The 17,203-nt window shown below is 59.2% G+C and carries 18 protein-coding genes; all 18 read left to right on the top strand.

Features of this window, described 5'->3' with window-relative positions; translation table 11 throughout:
• Positions 1 to 126 precede the first annotated feature (126 nt).
• The 18 genes from trmJ to bamB all read left to right on the top strand — a co-directional run bounded on the left by trmJ (position 127) and on the right by bamB (position 17,181).
• Positions 127 to 849, top strand: coding sequence for a tRNA (cytosine(32)/uridine(32)-2'-O)-methyltransferase TrmJ (gene trmJ / locus I6G90_RS03165; RefSeq protein WP_197929706.1), 723 nt, complete (start codon positions 127 to 129; stop codon positions 847 to 849).
• A gap of 92 nt (positions 850 to 941) precedes the next feature.
• Positions 942 to 1,445, top strand: coding sequence for a Fe-S cluster assembly transcriptional regulator IscR (gene iscR, locus I6G90_RS03170; RefSeq protein WP_042063444.1), 504 nt, complete (start codon positions 942 to 944; stop codon positions 1,443 to 1,445).
• Positions 1,446 to 1,498: 53 nt separating this feature from the next.
• Positions 1,499 to 2,713 (top strand): IscS subfamily cysteine desulfurase, encoded by a 1,215-nt coding sequence (locus tag I6G90_RS03175; protein WP_197929708.1) that lies wholly within the window; start codon positions 1,499 to 1,501, stop codon positions 2,711 to 2,713.
• 41 nt (positions 2,714 to 2,754) lie between these two features.
• Complete coding sequence (gene iscU, locus I6G90_RS03180) at positions 2,755 to 3,138, top strand: Fe-S cluster assembly scaffold IscU (RefSeq protein ID WP_040094674.1); 384 nt, start codon at positions 2,755 to 2,757, stop codon at positions 3,136 to 3,138.
• Between the two features lie 15 nt (positions 3,139 to 3,153).
• Positions 3,154 to 3,477 carry an iron-sulfur cluster assembly protein IscA gene (gene iscA, locus I6G90_RS03185; protein ID WP_005333812.1) on the top strand — a complete coding sequence of 108 codons (324 nt, stop codon included), beginning with the start codon at positions 3,154 to 3,156 and terminating at the stop codon, positions 3,475 to 3,477.
• A 109-nt stretch (positions 3,478 to 3,586) separates the two neighbouring features.
• Positions 3,587 to 4,105: a co-chaperone HscB gene (hscB, locus tag I6G90_RS03190; RefSeq protein ID WP_182937703.1), complete on the top strand. Its 519-nt coding sequence runs from the start codon at positions 3,587 to 3,589 to the stop codon at positions 4,103 to 4,105.
• A 28-nt stretch (positions 4,106 to 4,133) separates the two neighbouring features.
• Positions 4,134 to 5,981 (top strand): Fe-S protein assembly chaperone HscA, encoded by a 1,848-nt coding sequence (gene hscA / locus I6G90_RS03195; RefSeq protein ID WP_197929710.1) that lies wholly within the window; start codon positions 4,134 to 4,136, stop codon positions 5,979 to 5,981.
• A gap of 1 nt (position 5,982) precedes the next feature.
• Complete coding sequence (gene fdx, locus I6G90_RS03200; protein ID WP_005333808.1) at positions 5,983 to 6,321, top strand: ISC system 2Fe-2S type ferredoxin; 339 nt, start codon at positions 5,983 to 5,985, stop codon at positions 6,319 to 6,321.
• A 173-nt stretch (positions 6,322 to 6,494) separates the two neighbouring features.
• The gene (gene pepB, locus I6G90_RS03205; protein WP_197929712.1) at positions 6,495 to 7,799 is read left to right on the top strand and encodes an aminopeptidase PepB; all 1,305 of its coding nucleotides are present in this window, start codon (positions 6,495 to 6,497) and stop codon (positions 7,797 to 7,799) included.
• On the top strand, positions 7,796 to 9,079 hold the full coding sequence (gene pepB / locus I6G90_RS03210) for an aminopeptidase PepB (protein ID WP_197929714.1): 1,284 nt from the start codon (positions 7,796 to 7,798) through the stop codon (positions 9,077 to 9,079). Before pepB (I6G90_RS03205) ends, pepB (I6G90_RS03210) begins: the two co-directional genes overlap by 4 nt.
• Before the next feature lie 268 nt (positions 9,080 to 9,347).
• Positions 9,348 to 9,776, top strand: a complete 429-nt coding sequence (ndk, locus tag I6G90_RS03215; RefSeq protein ID WP_033136074.1) for a nucleoside-diphosphate kinase — start codon at positions 9,348 to 9,350, stop codon at positions 9,774 to 9,776.
• Positions 9,777 to 9,943: 167 nt separating this feature from the next.
• The gene (locus I6G90_RS03220) at positions 9,944 to 11,047 is read left to right on the top strand and encodes a bifunctional tRNA (adenosine(37)-C2)-methyltransferase TrmG/ribosomal RNA large subunit methyltransferase RlmN (RefSeq protein WP_033136073.1); all 1,104 of its coding nucleotides are present in this window, start codon (positions 9,944 to 9,946) and stop codon (positions 11,045 to 11,047) included.
• An 11-nt stretch (positions 11,048 to 11,058) separates the two neighbouring features.
• Positions 11,059 to 11,850 carry a PilW family type IVa pilus biogenesis/stability lipoprotein TapF gene (tapF, locus tag I6G90_RS03225; RefSeq protein WP_111808391.1) on the top strand — a complete coding sequence of 264 codons (792 nt, stop codon included), beginning with the start codon at positions 11,059 to 11,061 and terminating at the stop codon, positions 11,848 to 11,850.
• On the top strand, positions 11,840 to 12,808 hold the full coding sequence (gene rodZ / locus I6G90_RS03230; RefSeq protein WP_197929716.1) for a cytoskeleton protein RodZ: 969 nt from the start codon (positions 11,840 to 11,842) through the stop codon (positions 12,806 to 12,808). The genes tapF and rodZ overlap by 11 nt, the downstream gene beginning before the upstream one ends.
• 10 nt (positions 12,809 to 12,818) lie before the next feature.
• Positions 12,819 to 13,934 carry a flavodoxin-dependent (E)-4-hydroxy-3-methylbut-2-enyl-diphosphate synthase gene (ispG, locus tag I6G90_RS03235; protein WP_139708373.1) on the top strand — a complete coding sequence of 372 codons (1,116 nt, stop codon included), beginning with the start codon at positions 12,819 to 12,821 and terminating at the stop codon, positions 13,932 to 13,934.
• Between the two features lie 138 nt (positions 13,935 to 14,072).
• A complete protein-coding gene (gene hisS, locus I6G90_RS03240; protein WP_197929717.1) occupies positions 14,073 to 15,350 on the top strand; it encodes a histidine--tRNA ligase in 1,278 nt (425 codons plus the stop codon).
• Positions 15,351 to 15,353: 3 nt separating this feature from the next.
• Positions 15,354 to 16,004, top strand: coding sequence for a YfgM family protein (locus I6G90_RS03245; RefSeq protein WP_197929719.1), 651 nt, complete (start codon positions 15,354 to 15,356; stop codon positions 16,002 to 16,004).
• A complete protein-coding gene (gene bamB / locus I6G90_RS03250; protein WP_197929720.1) occupies positions 15,997 to 17,181 on the top strand; it encodes an outer membrane protein assembly factor BamB in 1,185 nt (394 codons plus the stop codon). Before I6G90_RS03245 ends, bamB begins: the two co-directional genes overlap by 8 nt.
• Positions 17,182 to 17,203: the final 22 nt, after the last annotated feature.

Here is a 17,203-nt window from a genome sequence, read left to right on the forward strand (position 1 = left end):
TCCCTCATGCTGGTTTGTTATACAAACAGACGGTTTTGTTCTGAAATGGCTCGGCTTTTACGGTGCCAAAATAGCGTTCTCCTATGTTACAATTGCGCGCTATTTTTGACTGAAGATTGACTGGGCATGTTGGATCAGATTCGTATCGTTTTGGTAAACACCTCTCATACCGGCAACATGGGGTCTGCGGCGCGTGCCATGAAGACCATGGGGTTGACCCAACTGGTATTGGTTGATCCGCAAGCCTTGCCGGATGACAATGCCTTCGCCCTGGCGGCAGGTGCCAGCGATGTGCTTGCCAATGCCCGTATCGTCCCGACGCTGGACGACGCGATCGCCGATTGTGGCCTGGTGATTGGCACCAGCGCCCGCTCCCGCACCCTGAGCTGGCCGATGCTTGACCCCCGTGAAGCCGGCGAGAAGGCGGTGGTTGAGGGGATACAACACCCGGTCGCGCTGGTGTTTGGCCGTGAACGCACCGGTCTCACTAACGACGAATTGCAAAAGTGCCACTACCACGTGGCCATTCCGGCCAATCCTGATTACAGCTCTCTCAATCTGGCCATGGCGGTGCAGACCCTCTGTTACGAAGTGCGTATGCGCTGGCTGCAGGGGCAGGCTGTCGAGCCTGAAGATGAGATGGCCTATCCGAGTGCTGCCCAGCTGGAAGGGTTCTATCAGCACCTGGAGCAAACCCTGATGAAGACCGGTTTTATTGCCGATGACCATCCGGGTCATGTGATGAGCAAGTTGCGTCGCTTGTTCAATCGGGCACGGCCGGAAGCGGCAGAGCTCAACATTCTGCGCGGGATTTTGACCTCGGTGCAGAAAGCGCGCGTACCGGATTAATCCGACTGATTTACTCAACCATATACTTGACTGATTTGGTCGGGTATGTGACCATGTGCCCCATTAAATTGCTTCGCAAGACGGTAAGGCACATGAGACTGACTTCAAAAGGACGTTACGCTGTAACCGCCATGCTCGACGTGGCGCTGCATGCAGAGCAGGGGCCCGTCCCCCTTGCCGATATTTCCGAGCGCCAGGGCATCTCGTTGTCCTATCTCGAGCAGCTCTTTGCCCGCCTGCGCAAACATGGTTTGGTGAGCAGCGTGCGTGGCCCGGGCGGTGGTTATCGCCTCGGGTTGGCCCCTGACGAGATTTCGGTTGGCCAGGTGATCACCGCGGTCGATGAGTCGGTCGATGCCACCAAGTGTCTTGGAAAGGGCGGCTGCCACGGCGGTACCCAGTGCCTGACGCACTCCCTGTGGCGTGATCTGAGCGAGCGGATTTCCAGCTTCCTCGGAGATATCACCCTGGCCGAGCTGGTACGCCAGGCCGATGTGCGCCGGATTGCCGGCAAGCAAGATGAACAAATGAAGACCGTGTTGTCCCTGGTTGAACGGGCAGAACACGGCGATGTGAGCTTGAAAGTCCAACTATAAACGTGCTTTCCACAGCGGGATTCTGTATGACCCGGACTGTGACGGAGAAAAACATGAAACTGCCTATTTACCTTGATTATTCGGCAACCTGTCCGGTGGACCCGCGTGTCGCAGAAAAAATGATGCAGTGTCTCACCATGGATGGCCTGTTCGGCAATCCGGCTTCCCGTTCTCACCGTTTTGGCTGGCAGGCCGAAGAGGCGGTAGATCTGGCCCGTAATCAAGTGGCAGAGCTGATCGGTGCCGATCCCCGCGAGATCGTCTTCACCTCCGGTGCGACCGAATCCAATAACCTGGCCATCAAAGGTGTTGCCCACTTCTATGCCAGCAAGGGCAAGCACATCATCACCTCCAAGACCGAACATAAAGCGGTACTCGATACCTGCCGTCAGTTGGAGCGTGAAGGGTTCGAAGTGACCTACCTCGAGCCGATGCCCAACGGTCTGTTTACGCTCGAGATGATCGAGAATGCCATGCGTGATGACACCATTCTGGTGAGCCTGATGCATGTGAACAACGAAATTGGCGTGATCCAGGATATCAAGGGGCTGGGCGAACTGTGCCGCTCCCGCAAGATCCTGCTGCACGTGGATGCCGCCCAGAGCGTTGGCAAGGTAGAGATCGACGTCGAAGCGATGAAGATTGACCTGCTTTCTCTCTCCGCCCACAAAATTTATGGCCCGAAAGGGATCGGCGCGCTCTATGTTCGTCGTAAACCGCGCGTGCGTATTGAAGCCCAGATGCACGGTGGTGGTCACGAGCGCGGCATGCGTTCCGGCACTCTGCCGACTCACCAAATCGTCGGTATGGGCGAAGCCTTCCGCATCGCCAAGGAAGAGATGGTCAGCGAGGGTGAGCGTGTCATGGCACTGCGTCAGCGTCTGTGGGATGGCCTCAAGGATATCGAAGCCGTTTACCTCAACGGTGATCTGGAACATCGCGTCTGCGGCAACCTCAACGTCAGCTTTGCCTATGTGGAAGGGGAATCCCTCATCATGGCGCTGAAAGATTTGGCGGTCTCTTCCGGCTCGGCCTGTACCTCTGCCAGCCTGGAACCCTCCTATGTGCTGCGCGCACTGGGTCTGAACGACGAGCTGGCACACAGCTCCATCCGTTTCAGCATCGGTCGCTTTACCACCGAGGAAGAGATTGACTACGCGGTCAAGCTTATTCGTGACTCCATCGGTCGTCTGCGCGAGATGTCCCCCCTGTGGGAGATGTACAAAGACGGCGTCGATCTGAACACGGTCGAATGGGCTCATCACTGATCCACCGGGTCAGTGAGCAACAGAATTAGCAGGAGTGAGATATGGCTTACAGTGAAAAAGTAATCGACCACTACGAGAATCCTCGCAACGTCGGTGGTTTCGACAAGAATGATCCCAGCATCGCGACCGGCATGGTCGGTGCGCCTGCTTGTGGCGACGTGATGAAGCTGCAATTGAAGATCAGCGACGAAGGCATCATCGAAGATGCCAAGTTCAAGACCTACGGCTGCGGTTCTGCCATCGCCTCCAGCTCCCTGGTGACCGAATGGGTCAAGGGCAAGACCCTGGACGAAGCGGCTGGCATCAAGAACACAGATATCGCCGAAGAGCTGGCCCTGCCACCGGTGAAGATCCACTGCTCCATTCTGGCTGAGGACGCCATCAAGGCCGCCATCGCCGATTACAAGCAGAAGAAAGGTCTCTAAGCGCCGGAGAGCAGTATGGCTATTACCATGACAGATGCCGCCGCGGCACGGGTTTCCTCTTTTCTGGCTAACCGGGGCAAGGGCATTGGCCTGCGCCTCGGCGTCAAGACCACCGGCTGCTCCGGTCTGGCCTACGTGCTTGAGTTCGTTGATGAACTGACCGATGAAGATCAGGTGTTCGAGCAGCAGGGCGTCAAGATTATTGTTGATGCCAAGAGCCTGATCCATCTGGATGGCACCGAGCTGGATTTCGTCAAGGAGGGCCTCAACGAGGGCTTCCAGTTCAACAACCCCAACGCCAAAGGCGAGTGTGGTTGCGGCGAAAGCTTTAGTGTCTGAGATGTTTGATCCTTCGTCTGTGGTTGAGCGGGTCGCCCATGACCCGTTCAACCACATCTCATTTGCCAAGGGCGAGTGAGGTTGTGGCGAACGTTTCCAAGAGGTTTGCATGAATCATTTCGAGCTGTTTGGGCTGGTTGAAGGCTTCGAGCTCGATACCCGTCAGTTGGCTGATACCTACCGCCAGCTGCAAACCCAATTCCATCCTGATCGTTTTGCCACCGCCCCCGAACGGGAGCAGCTGGCTGCGGTGCAACGTGCCGCCCAGATCAACGAAGCATTCACCACCCTCAAGGCGCCGCTGCGCCGTGCCGAATATCTGCTCTCCCTGCGTGGCACCGATATCCGTGGTGAACAGCAGACCCTGCAAGATACCGCGTTTCTGATGCAGCAGCTGGAGTGGCGCGAGCGTCTGGCCGATCTGAAAGATGACGCTGACCCTGAGCGCGCCATCAAGGATTTTCGCAGCGAGATCAGGCATGATCACCAGATGTTGATGCAGCAGCTGACCGAGTCTCTTACCGCCGGTAAAGATCTTGTTGCCGCTGATTGCGTTCGCAAACTCAAGTTTGTCGACAAGCTCCTCGAAGAGCTGGAACGATTCGAAGACTCGCTTCTCGAGTCTTGATCCTTTAACGCTGGAAGTTTCATTACCCATGGCATTACTGCAAATCGCCGAACCCGGCCAGAGCGCTGTACCTCATCAGCACAAACGTGCCGTCGGCATCGATCTCGGCACCACCAACTCTCTCGTCGCTGCGGTTCGCAGCGGTCACGCCGATACCCTTTGCGATGAGCAAGGGCGCGACCTGCTCCCGTCAGTGGTGCACTATCAAAGCGACGCCATTCGCGTGGGGATTGATGCCAAGCGTGAAGCGGCACTCGATCCTCACAACACCATCGTCTCGGTCAAACGGATGATGGGCAAGGCGCTGGCCGATATCGATACCCGCCAACAGCCTTACCAGTTTGTTGCCGCCGACAATGGCATGCCGCAACTGCAAACCCGTCAGGGGCTGGTCAATCCGGTGCAGGTCTCGGCCGAAATTCTCAAAAAGCTGGCCGAGCGTGGCGCCGCCTCGCTGGGTGGCGATCTCGACGGCGTGGTCATTACTGTGCCGGCCTATTTCGATGATGCCCAGCGTCAGGGCACCAAGGATGCGGCCCGTCTGGCCGGTCTGCATGTGCTGCGGCTGCTCAACGAGCCGACTGCGGCCGCGATTGCCTATGGCCTCGACTCCGGTCAGGAAGGGGTGATTGCGGTTTACGATCTGGGGGGCGGCACCTTCGATATCTCCATCCTGCGGCTGCATCGCGGTGTGTTCGAAGTGATGGCGACCGGCGGTGATTCGGCCCTCGGCGGCGATGATTTCGATCACCTGCTGGCGGACTGGATCAAGGAACAGGCGGGCCTATCCGGCGATCTGGATGCCCATCTGCAGCGCGAGCTGCTGGATGTGGCCGCCGCGGTCAAACACGGTCTGACCGACGCCGACAGCGTTACCTGCACCTTTGCTGGCTGGCAGGGTTGTGTGACCCGTAGCCAGTTTGATGGACTCATCACCCCGCTGGTGAAACGCACCTTGCTGGCTTGTCGCCGCGCCCTGCGCGATGCCGGTCTCGAGCAGGTTGAAGTGCTGGAAGTGGTGATGGTCGGTGGCTCCACCCGGGTGCCCTTGGTACGCGAACTGGTGGGCGAGTTCTTCCAGCGCACGCCGCTGACCAGTATCGATCCGGACAAGGTGGTCGCTATCGGCGCCGCCATCCAGGCCGACATTCTGGTGGGCAACAAGCCCGATGCCGAGATGCTGCTGCTGGACGTTATCCCTCTGTCACTGGGTCTGGAGACCATGGGTGGCCTTGCCGAGAAGGTGATCCCGCGCAACACCACCATTCCGGTGGCCCGCGCCCAGGAGTTCACCACCTTCAAGGATGGTCAGACCGCCATGGCCATTCACGTGGTGCAGGGCGAGCGCGAGCTGGTGGCCGATTGCCGCTCCCTGGCCCGCTTTACCCTGACCGGTATTCCGCCGATGGCCGCCGGTGCGGCCCATATTCGCGTCACCTTCCAGGTGGATGCGGATGGGCTGCTCTCGGTCAGCGCCATGGAGAAATCCTCCGGCGTGCAGGCCGAGATCCAGGTCAAGCCCTCCTACGGGCTGGCGGAGCAGGATATCCTCAACATGCTGAGTGCCTCCATCGAGAATGCCCAGCAGGATATGGATGCCCGCATGCTGGCCGAGCAGCAGGTTGAAGCCGACCGGGTGGTCGAGAGTCTCAATGCGGCGCTGGCCGCCGATGGCGATGCCCTGCTCAATGCTGCCGAGCGTGCCGAGATTGATGCCGCCATCGCCCATCTGCTGACCATGCGCAACAGCGGCGCAACCCATCAAATCAAAGAAGCCATTGAGGCAGCCGATGCTGTCAGTGGCGAGTTTGCAGCCCGCCGGATGGACGCCTCCATCCGCAAGGTGCTGACCGGACAAAACGTCAACAAGGTGTAATATGCCAAAACTGATCATTCTTCCTCATCCCGTACTCTGTCCGGATGGCGCCGCCCTCGAGGGGCAAAGCGGCGAGACCATTCTGGATGTGGCGCTGCGCAACGGTATCGAAATCGAGCATGCCTGCGAGAAATCCTGTGCCTGCACTACCTGCCACTGCGTGGTGCGCGAGGGCTTTGACTCTCTCGAGCCAAGCGACGAGCTGGAAGACGACATGCTGGACAAGGCGTGGGGGCTGGAGCCGGAATCTCGCCTAAGCTGCCAGGCAAAACTGGCGGACGAGGATCTGGTGGTGGAACTGCCCAAGTACACCCTGAACCTTGCCTCTGAACGCCATTAATTACACATGAGTGAATTGCACGTGCAGCATCCTGTGGTGCTTCAGTGATATGGTGGAAGGCCGTGACCCTCGGGGGCACGGCCTTTTTTGTATTCGTTATTCTCTCTTTGCCAATAAGCTCTTTCCCATAAAGAGTGCTTATACATAGTGCCAGTAAAAAGGAAGCAAACACGATGGCTGACATGATGAAGGTAGCGTTATCCACCCAGGCTGCGGCCGCCTATTGGGGCGAGGGCGCCCAGCTCAGTTTCAATGGCGACGAGGCACTGATCCATCTTGGTGCTGACGGTCAGGAGAAGGATGTTCTGCGCACCGTTCAGCGCGCCGCCCGTCGCCTCGAATCGAGCGGGATCAAGCGGGTGACGTTGGTCGGTGAAGGCTGGGATCTGGAGCGGCGCTATGCGTTCGCCCAGGGGTTTTACGCCGCCAAGGGGACGCGTGAACTGGATTTCGGCCAGCAGAGCGACGTGGATGCCCGCGAACTGGATGCACTGCTCAAGGCGGCCCGCTGGGTGCGTGACATCACCAATGGCTGTCCGGAAGAGATCTACCCCATGAGTCTGGCGGAATCGGCCCTGTTGCTTATTCGTGGTCTGGCCGGGGATCAGGTTACTGCCCGCATCACCGCCGGTGAAGCGCTACGTGAGTCGGGTCATATCGGGATCTGGTCGGTCGGCCGTGGCAGCGAGCGCGAGCCGGTGCTGCTGGAGCTCGACTACAACCCGACCGGTGATCGCCATGCGCCCGTGGTGGCGGCGCTGGTGGGCAAGGGGATCACTTTCGACTCCGGTGGCTACTCCATGAAGTCCTCTGACAACATGCTGCCGATGAAGTCCGATATGGGGGGGGCCGCCATGGTCACCGGTGCACTGGCGCTGGCTATCAGCCGCGGTTTGAACCAGCGGGTGAAGCTTATTCTCTGCTGCGCCGAGAACCTGGTCTCCGGCCACGCCTTCAAGCTGGGCGACATCCTCACCTACAAGAACGGGGTTTCGGTCGAGATCCAGAACACCGATGCCGAAGGTCGTCTGGTGCTGGCCGATGGTCTGATGGCGGCTTCCGACAGCGGCGCGGCTTATATCCTTGACGCTGCCACCCTGACTGGTGCCGCCAAGATGGCGCTAGGGCGCGATTACAATGCGGTGTTTGCCCTCGATGAGACTGAACAGCTGCGTGCGCTGGCCGCCGCCAAGGTTGAAAATGAGCAAGCATGGGCACTGCCGCTGGAGCCCTGGCATGCCAGCCAACTCACTTCGGCCTTTGCCGATCTGGGCAACGTTGCCTCAGCCGAAGGCACGGCCGGAGCGACCACGGCTGCCGCGTTCCTCTCCCGCTTCGTGCGCGATGAGGGCAAGGGCTGGGTACACCTGGATCTGGCGGCCTCTTATCAAAAATCGGGCAACGATCTGTGGGCAACCGGAGCCAAGGGGCACGGTCTGCGCACCATCGCACGCTGGCTGCAGGAGGTGACTGCATGAATGTCTGGTTAAGTCGTGAATTTGCACCGCCCGAGTGGGGGGAGGGGGCGCTGCTTTCTCACCGCGCCGACGGCATGGTGATCCATCTGGTGACGGCCAATCCGCTGCTCGATATCCAGCAGGCGGCGCGTCGCCTCTGCCAGCAGGGGATCCAGAAAGTGACGCTGGCTGGCCACTGGGAGCGCGAGCAGCAGTGGGCCTTTGCCCTGGGGCTGCAAACTCCCAAGGCGGAGGTGCAACTGCAGTGGGCCATGTCCTCGGAAGAGGACAGAGAGGAGCTGGAGGCGCGTTGGCTCTGTGGCCGCTGGGTGCGCGAGATGACCAATGCCACCCCGGAGCAGCTTGGCCCGCTGGAGCTGGCAGTGGAAGCGGCCTCCTTTATTACCGAGCTGGCGCCGGACAAGGTGAGCCATCGCATTTTGAAAGGTGAAGCGCTGCAACAGGCCGGTTGGGTTGGCCTTTACCAAGTGGGCCGCGGCAGTGCGCGCGAACCGGTATTGCTGGAGCTCGACTTCAACCCGGGGCGCGACCCCAAGGCGCCGGTAGCGGCGGCGCTGGTGGGCAAAGGGATCACCTTTGACTCCGGCGGCTACTCCATGAAGAGCTCCGAGGGGATGCTCACCATGAAGTGCGACATGGGGGGCGCGGCGATTGTCACCGGTGCGCTGGCGTTGGCCATGCTGCGCGGGCTCGACAAGCGGGTGAAGCTGATCCTCTGCTGCGCCGAGAACCTGGTCTCCGGCCATGCCTACAAGCTGGGGGATATCCTCACTTACAAGAACGGCACCACAGTCGAGATTGTGAATACCGACGCCGAGGGGCGGCTGGTGCTGGCCGATGGCCTGCAACTGGCGAGCGAGTCGGGCGCGCCGCTGATCATCGATGCCGCCACCCTGACCGGCGCAGCCGTGATGGCGCTGGGGGGGCGCTACAATGCCCTGTTTGGCCTCGACAAGGGGTTGGTGAGCCGGGCCATGACCTATGCCGATGCAGAGCAGGAGCCGGCCTGGCCGCTGCCGCTGGAGCCCTGGCACCGCCAGCAGTGCCCCTCCCATTACGCCGACACGGCCAACAGCCGTCCGGTGAAGGGTGGCGGGCCGGGTGGCGCCTCCAACGCGGCGGGCTTCCTCTCCCGTTTCGTTGCCAACGAAGGGATGGGGTGGCTGCATATCGATCTGGCCGCCTGCTTCAGTGACAACGGCGATGCTCTCTGGGCGCCGGGCGCCAATACCCTGGGGATGCGCACCATAGCGCGGGCCCTGCTGGCGGAAGCCAAATAGGCGAGACAAGGCACCCTCGGGTGCCTTCTTTCATGCTGTTCGAATAGTGAGCAAAAGATGGGGTTTTGGCGGCTTAAGGTCACTATCGTGCGCAAGCGCACATATTTTCCGGCTCTACTCGGTCAAGATGAGCGTGGATGTTGATTGCAAGGGAGTGATGTTTAATAAAAAGTTGCTTGTTTGTGTGTTTTTCCGGTTTTTGTTTACGTATAATCGCCAGCGAACATGGATTCTAACAATAAATCTCTGTAGTTAAGGAAAGATATCAATGGCCATCGAACGTACCTTCTCTATCGTCAAACCGGATGCTGTCAGCAAGAATCTGATCGGCGAGATCTACCACCGCATGGAAAGCGCTGGCCTGACCATCGTTGCCGCCAAAATGCTGCGTCTGACCAGCGAACAGGCCGCCGGCTTCTATGCCGAACATCAAGGCCGTCCTTTCTATGATGCGCTGGTGACCTTTATGACCTCCGGTCCGGTCATGGTGCAGGTGCTGGAAGGGGAAAATGCCGTTCAGCGTTACCGCGACCTGATGGGGTTGACCAATCCCGAGCAAGCCCTGGCCGGTACCCTGCGTGCCTGCTTCGGCGAGAGCATCGACCGCAACGCGGTACACGGTGCCGACAGCTTCGCCTCTGCCCAGCGTGAAATCGCTTACTTTTTCAGCGAAAACGAGCTCTGCTCCCGCGACTAATCTCGCGACTGATACCTGCAAGGGAGCTTCGGCTCCCTTTGTTGTTTTCGCCGTTTACGCAATATCCCTCTATTCTCCAGGTGGAAAGCCAGACCCATTATTTGTACAATGCCGCCCCCTGACGTCGTCAGCCAATAATTGATGAAGTGTTTGAACTGAGGCCATTGATGAGCGAAACAAAAATCAACCTGCTGGATCTTGATCGGGATGCCATGCGTGCCTTTTTCGTCGAACTGGGCGAGAAGCCATTCCGGGCAGATCAGGTAATGAAGTGGATCTATCACTTTGGGTGTGATGATTTCGATCAGATGACCAACGTCAACAAGGTGCTCAAGGAGCGCCTCAAGGCGATTGCCGAGATCAAGGCGCCCGAGATCAGCCGCGAGCAGCGCTCTGCCGATGGCACCATCAAGTGGGCCCTGCAGGTGGGTGATCAGGAAGTCGAGACCGTCTACATCCCGGAAGATGACCGCGCGACCCTCTGCGTCTCCTCTCAAGTCGGCTGTGCGCTGGAGTGCAAATTCTGCTCGACCGCCCAGCAAGGCTTTAACCGTAACCTGAAAGTCTCCGAGATCATCGGTCAGGTGTGGCGTGCTGCCCGCGTGGTCGGTGGCAAGCGCCCCATCACCAACGTGGTGATGATGGGGATGGGCGAGCCGCTGCTCAACCTCGCCAACGTAGTGCCTGCCATGCGTCTGATGATGGATGACTACGGTTTTGGCATCTCCAAGCGCCGGGTGACTATCTCCACTTCTGGTGTGGTACCGGCGCTGGACAAGCTGGGCGACCAGATCGACGTGGCGCTGGCTATCTCCCTGCACGCCCCGAACGACAAGCTGCGCTCCGAGATCATGCCGATCAACGACAAGTACAACATCGAGGAGTTCCTCGCCGGTGTCCGTCGTTACCTCGAGAAGTCCAACGCCAATGGCGGTCGGGTGACCGTCGAGTATGTGCTGCTCGATCATATCAATGACGATATGCAGCATGCTCACGAGCTGGCCAAGGTACTCAAGGACACCCCGAGCAAGATCAACCTGATCCCGTTCAACCCCTTCCCGGGCAACCCTTATGGCAAGCCGAGCAACAGCCGCATCGATCGCTTCTCCAAGGTGCTGATGGAGTACGGTTTCACCGTGATCGTCCGCAAAACCCGTGGCGATGACATCGACGCCGCTTGTGGTCAGCTGGTGGGTGACGTAATTGACCGTACCAAGCGAACTATCAAAAATCGGATGCAACAGGATGGGATTTCCGTCAAAATGGTTTAAATGCTAAGCCATTGTATAGACAGGGAATGGATACACGTACATTGATCGTAGTGGCAGCGCTCTGCGCGCTGCCTGGCTGTGTGACCGAGACCACTTACGCTGGCCAGAATTCGACCCAGCGTGAAGTGGGCCCCGACCTCAAGGCGGCAGCCCAGACCCGTCTCGACCTGGGTATTCAGTACCTGCGTCAGGGTAATGCCGAGCAGGCCAAGTTCAATCTTGACCGCGCCCTCCAATATGACCCCTCCAATCCTCAGGTGCAGATCGGTTTTGCCTACTTTTACCAGAAAGTAGGGGATTTCAAGGCGGCCGAGACCCATTACAAGAACGCCCTCGCCATGGATCCGTCCAATGCTGACGCGATGAACAACTATGGCGCCTTCCTCTGTGATCGCGGTCGCTATGACGAGGCAGATCAGGCGTTCAACCAGGCGGTTATTCAGCCAGGCTATGTAAAAATTGCCGATACCTATGAAAATGCGGCACTTTGTGCGCTGCAAAATCGCAGAAATGATAAAGCAGGCGAGTACTATCGCCTGGCCTTGGGGTATAATCCCCGCAATCCAGGGTTATTGCTGGACTTGGCCGAGCTTTCCATGAAAGATGGCAAGCTGCCTGATGTGCAGTCCTACCTCGCCCGTTTTGCCGATGTGTCAGACGAGAACGAGGAGAGTCTCTGGTTGAGACTGCGGCTGGCACAGGCGATGGACAAGCCGGCATTACTTCACCAATTCGGGACTGAGCTGGTAAGGCAATATCCCACTTCGCAACAAGCCAAGCGTTATTTAGCCAATGACTATTGAACAGCCACACGATTTCCAAGACGACTCCCAGGCAGCAGGCCCAGGCCAATTGCTGCGCAACGCCCGTGAACAGCTTGGCTGGACACGAGAACAGGTTGCGTCCCGCATTCACCTTCGTCTGACCCTGATCGCCGCTATCGAATCGGATACCTACGACAAGCACACGTCCCATACCTTTATCCGGGGCTATCTGCGTACCTATGCCAAGCTGGTCGGGATCCCCGAAGAGACCATTCTGGCCGCATACGACAAGCTGGGTCTGACCCCTCCCGATAATATCGACATGCAGAGCTTCTCCCGTCGCTCCCGCCAGCAAGCCAACGACAGTCGGCTCAAGGTGGTGACCTGGCTGGTGATCCTGGTGTTGATTGCGCTCTCGGTCGCCTGGTGGTGGCAGAGTACTGCACGTCGCTCCGCCGGTGATGAAGCCCTGGCTGCCACCGAGATGAGTGCGACCAGCTCGACCCCGGCTGCGCCCGCTATCACGCCACCCGATGCGATCAATACCGACCCGGTGGAAGGCGCTGCCATCGCGCCGACCGCCACGGACGTGACTGCCCCTGCGGTGGTTTCCGATGCGACTGCTACCCTGGCACCTGCTTCTGCGGCTGTTGTACCGACCGATGTCAGCGCGGCTGTCGGCACAGCGACTGATGCTGCAGTATCCGGCGCCAATGGCACCGAATCTAATGAGGCTGTTGTTGATCCGGCGACGGCACCGCAACTGAAGATGAGCTTCACCGCCGATTGCTGGCTGGATGTGAAGGATGCCAACGGCAAGACCCTGTTCAGTGGTCTGAAGAAGGCTAACGACGAGCTGGTGCTGGAAGGCGCCGAGCCCCTGAAGTTCATCATTGGCGCGCCGATGGCCGTCAAGCTTGACTACAAGGGTCAGTCGTTTGATATGAGCCGTTACAACAACGGTCGTACTGCCCGCTTCTCACTGCCGCAGGAGTAACCTGTTTCTCATGTCTTCTCACGAATCTCCCATCATTCGTCGTAAATCCAGACAGATCATGGTTGGTAATGTACCGGTTGGGGGCGATGCCCCCATTACCGTGCAGACCATGACCAACACCAAGACCACAGATGTCGCCGCCACCGTCGAGCAGATCCAGCGGATCGAGCGGGTCGGTGCCGATATCGTCCGTGTCTCCGTGCCCACCATGGAAGCGGCGGAAGCGTTCCGGCTCATCAAACAACAGACCCGTATTCCCATCGTCGCCGATATCCACTTCGACTACCGTATCGCCCTGAAAGTGGCCGAGTACGGTGCCGACTGCCTGCGTATCAACCCGGGCAACATCGGCAACGAGCAGCGGGTGCGTTCGGTGGTCGATTGCGCGCGCGACCTCAATATCCCGATCCGTATCGGGGTCAATGGCGGGTCGCTGGAGAAAGATATTCAGGAGAAGTACGGCGAGCCGACCCCCGAAGCGCTGGTGGAGTCCGCCATGCGTCACGTGGACTATCTCGATCGCCTCGATTTCCAGGATTTCAAGGTGAGCGTCAAGGCCTCCGATGTGTTCCTGGCGGTCGGTGCCTATCGCCTGCTGGCCAAACAGATTGAGCAGCCGCTCCATCTGGGCATCACCGAAGCGGGCGGTTTCCGTGCCGGCGCGGTGAAATCAGCCATTGGTCTCGGCATGCTGCTCACCGACGGCATCGGCGATACCCTGCGTATCTCGCTGGCGGCGGATCCGGTGGAGGAGGTGAAGGTCGGCTTCGATATCCTCAAATCCCTGCGTATTCGTTCCCGTGGCATCAACTTCATCGCTTGTCCCTCCTGCTCACGGCAGGAGTTCGACGTGATCGCCACCGTCAACGCGCTGGAAGAGCGGCTCGAGGACATCATCACCCCGATGGATGTCTCCATCATCGGTTGCGTGGTGAATGGCCCGGGCGAAGCGCTGGTCTCTGATCTTGGTCTGGCGGGTGCCGCCAATAAGAGTGCCTTCTATGAAGGGGGCCAACGGGTCGATCGGCTCGACAACAAGGATCTCATTCCGGTGCTGGAGCGACGCATTCGCGCCCGCGCCGCCATGATGGATCCCGCCAACCGGATCCTGATGGACAAGGATTGAACAAATCGGGGCCACATCGGGTGGCCCTTTTTCCAGGTGACTGATTTTAAATCCCGCATCCGGATTCCCTGATTTTACCTTGGGGGGGAAAATCCCTATAATGCGGCCAAATTTTACCTCTTTTTCTCGAGTATCAACGTGGCAAAACAGATCCAAGCTATTCGCGGTATGAATGATTGCCTGCCGGAGCAGAGCCCGGTATGGCAGAAGGTTGAACAGATCCTGCGCCAGGTCGTTGCGAGCTATGGCTACAGCGAAGTGCGCATGCCGATTGTCGAGCAGACTCATCTGTTCAAGCGCGCCATCGGTGAAGTGACCGACGTGGTCGAAAAAGAGATGTACACCTTTGAAGACCGCAACGGCGACAGCCTGAGCCTGCGTCCGGAAGGAACCGCCAGCTGCGTCCGTGCCGGTATCGAGCACGGTCTGCTCTACAATCAGGAACGCCGGATGTGGTACATGGGCCCCATGTTCCGTCACGAGCGTCCCCAGAAGGGCCGTTATCGCCAGTTCCACCAGTTCGGTGTCGAGCTGTTTGGCATCAACGGACCGGATATTGACGCAGAACTGATCATGCTGACCCACCGCCTGTGGCGTCTGTTTGGCATCAGCGAGCATGTCACCCTGCAACTCAACACGCTCGGTCAAAGCAGCGAGCGCGCCGCTTATCGCGATGCGCTGGTAGCCTATCTGGAGCAGTACAAGGATCAGCTGGACGAAGAGAGCCAGCGCCGGATGTACAGCAACCCGCTGCGGGTGCTCGACTCCAAGGATGAAAAAGTACAGGCCATTCTGGTCGGTGCTCCGCGTCTGTTCGACCATCTGGGCGAAGAGAGCCTGGCCCACTTCGAGGGACTCAAGCGCCTGCTCGAGTCTGCCGGTATCAAATACGAAGTGAACGAGCGTCTGGTGCGTGGTCTTGACTACTACAACCTGACCGTGTTCGAGTGGGTCACCAGCAGTCTGGGGGCCCAGGGCACCGTCTGTGCCGGTGGCCGCTACGATGGTCTGGTGGAGCAGCTCGGTGGTCAACCGACCCCTGCCGTGGGCTTTGCCATGGGCATGGAGCGTCTGGTGCTGATGCTGGAGACCCTCGAGCTCAACGCCGATATCCGCCCGGCGGTGGATGTCTATCTGGCGATGGTGGGCGAGGGGACCGAGCAGGCTGGCTTCCAGTTGGCCGAGCGTCTGCGCGATGCCCTGCCGGACTTGCGCCTGATGAGCCACTGCGGTGGTGGCAACTTCAAGAAACAACTCAAACGTGCCGACAAGAGCGGCGCGGCAATCGCCCTGATCCTTGGTGAAACCGAGGTGCAAAACGGGGAGATCACTATCAAATATCTGCGTGGTCAGGCCGAGCAACAGACCGTCAAGGTTGACGCCGCCATTGCCCTGCTGGCAGCCAAAGGAGAGTAAGCTGTGGAAGTCTATACCACCGAAGAACAACAGGTTGAGGTTATCAAGGAGTGGTGGAAAGAGAACGGAACCTCGGTGATTGCCGGGACCGTGATCGGTCTGGTCGGCCTGTTCGGCTGGCGCTATTACAACCAGCACCAGCAAGAGACCATGGAGGCCTCCTCCCAGGCTTACAATCAGGTGATTGAGCAGCTGGCCAAGGGCGATGCCGCCGGTTTCGAGCAGGCACAGCAGTTTGTCACCGCTAACAAGGGCGACTCCTACGCCGAGCTGGCCGCCCTGCAACTGGCTGCCGCTGCCGTCAAGGCGGGCAAGCTGGATCTGGCTGCCGAGCAGCTGGATCTGGTAGCGACCACAGGTGACGAGAGCATTCGTCCCATCGCGGCGCTGCGTCTGGCTCGTGTACTGAATGATCAGGGCAAGGCGGACGAAGCGCTGGCCAAGCTGGCGACCATCCAGAGTGACGCCTTCAAGGCGCAGGTAGCCGAAGCCCGTGGCGATGTGCTGCAAAAGCAGGGCAAGACCGAAGAGGCTCGTGACGCCTATCAGGCGGCGGCGGATGCCGGCGGCCTGCAGGGTAGCGCCGAGCTCAAGCTGAAAATGGACGATCTGGCCCTGCCGGCCGTTGCGACTGGTGAGGCACCGGATGCGTAATCTATTCAAGATGGTGGCGCTGGGGGCTGCGGTCTCCTTCGCTCTGCAGGGTTGCTCCCTGTTCAGTTCGGAAGAGGATCTCAACCCGATGGCGCCGCTGCCCAAGGTTGAATCTGCTTTCACTGCCGACACCGCATGGTCATCCACCGTGGGTGATGGCATCGGTGATTTCTACTCCCAGCTCAAGCCGGTGGTGGAAGAGGATCGGATCTATGCGGCCGCCCGTGATGGTGATGTCACCGCATTCGATCTGGCCAGTGGCGATCGCCTCTGGACCGTCGATCTGGCTGACCTGCCGGTCAATGCCGACAAGCGCAGTGCCCGTCTCTCCGGTGGTCTGGTCTCCCGTTATGGCAAGCTGTTCCTCGGCTCCGAGAACGGGGTGGTCTATGCCCTGAACGAAGAGAATGGTGAAGTGCTATGGCAGACCAATGTGCCCGGCGAAGTGGTGGCGAGCCCCGCGGTGGAAGATGGCCGCGTGGTGGTGCTGACCACCTCCGGTCGCCTGATCGCGCTCGATACTGACGAAGGCAAGCTGCAGTGGTCGCTCTCCGAAGAGCAGCCACCGCTGACCCTGCGCAGTGCCGGTGCGCCGGTGATCACCAACGGTGCCGTGATTTACGGCCGTGCCGATGGCAAGGTGGGCATTGCCCTGCTGAGCAATGGCCAGCCGGTGCGTCAGTCCAAGGTGGCTGATGCCCGCGGTGCTACCGAGCTGGACCGTATGGTCGACGTCGATGCCAGCCCCCTGATCGCCGGTGATGAGCTCTATGCCATCGCCTACAACGGTCAGCTGATGGCTCGCAAACTGATGACCGGCGACGAAGTGTGGAAGCGCAAGTATTCCGGCTATCGCGATCTGGCGATGACCGGCAATGCCATTGTGCTGACCGACAGCCGCAGCCATCTGTTTGCGGTCGATCGTCGCAACGGTCTGGAGCTGTGGTCCAACACCCAGCTGGAGAATCGTACCGTCACTGCACCTGTCATCTTCGGTGACTATGTGGTGGTGGGTGATGTGGAAGGATACCTGTATTGGCTTGATCGTACCGACGGTACCATCAAGGCGATGCAGCAGCTCGATAGCAGTGGCCTCTACGCCGCCCCGCTGGTGGATGGCGAGACCCTGTATGTGCAGAGCCGTGACGGCAAGTTGTACGCCCTCAAGCGTCCTTGATCGTCCGATAATGTGAATATCC

The sequence above is a fragment of the Aeromonas allosaccharophila genome (assembly GCF_016026615.1).
In the GTDB taxonomy this organism is placed as follows: Bacteria; Pseudomonadota; Gammaproteobacteria; order Enterobacterales; family Aeromonadaceae; genus Aeromonas; species Aeromonas allosaccharophila.

What these genes read in the sequence shown, in the direction of transcription:
- trmJ (WP_197929706.1), top strand. Translation starts at nt 127, where the DNA reads ATGTTGGATCAGATTCGTATCGTTTTGGTAAACACCTCTCATACCGGC.
- iscR (WP_042063444.1), top strand. Translation starts at nt 942, where the DNA reads ATGAGACTGACTTCAAAAGGACGTTACGCTGTAACCGCCATGCTCGAC.
- I6G90_RS03175 (WP_197929708.1), top strand. Translation starts at nt 1,499, where the DNA reads ATGAAACTGCCTATTTACCTTGATTATTCGGCAACCTGTCCGGTGGAC.
- iscU (WP_040094674.1), top strand. Translation starts at nt 2,755, where the DNA reads ATGGCTTACAGTGAAAAAGTAATCGACCACTACGAGAATCCTCGCAAC.
- iscA (WP_005333812.1), top strand. Translation starts at nt 3,154, where the DNA reads ATGGCTATTACCATGACAGATGCCGCCGCGGCACGGGTTTCCTCTTTT.
- hscB (WP_182937703.1), top strand. Translation starts at nt 3,587, where the DNA reads ATGAATCATTTCGAGCTGTTTGGGCTGGTTGAAGGCTTCGAGCTCGAT.
- hscA (WP_197929710.1), top strand. Translation starts at nt 4,134, where the DNA reads ATGGCATTACTGCAAATCGCCGAACCCGGCCAGAGCGCTGTACCTCAT.
- fdx (WP_005333808.1), top strand. Translation starts at nt 5,983, where the DNA reads ATGCCAAAACTGATCATTCTTCCTCATCCCGTACTCTGTCCGGATGGC.
- pepB (WP_197929712.1), top strand. Translation starts at nt 6,495, where the DNA reads ATGGCTGACATGATGAAGGTAGCGTTATCCACCCAGGCTGCGGCCGCC.
- pepB (WP_197929714.1), top strand. Translation starts at nt 7,796, where the DNA reads ATGAATGTCTGGTTAAGTCGTGAATTTGCACCGCCCGAGTGGGGGGAG.
- ndk (WP_033136074.1), top strand. Translation starts at nt 9,348, where the DNA reads ATGGCCATCGAACGTACCTTCTCTATCGTCAAACCGGATGCTGTCAGC.
- I6G90_RS03220 (WP_033136073.1), top strand. Translation starts at nt 9,944, where the DNA reads ATGAGCGAAACAAAAATCAACCTGCTGGATCTTGATCGGGATGCCATG.
- rodZ (WP_197929716.1), top strand. Translation starts at nt 11,840, where the DNA reads ATGACTATTGAACAGCCACACGATTTCCAAGACGACTCCCAGGCAGCA.
- ispG (WP_139708373.1), top strand. Translation starts at nt 12,819, where the DNA reads ATGTCTTCTCACGAATCTCCCATCATTCGTCGTAAATCCAGACAGATC.
- bamB (WP_197929720.1), top strand. Translation starts at nt 15,997, where the DNA reads ATGCGTAATCTATTCAAGATGGTGGCGCTGGGGGCTGCGGTCTCCTTC.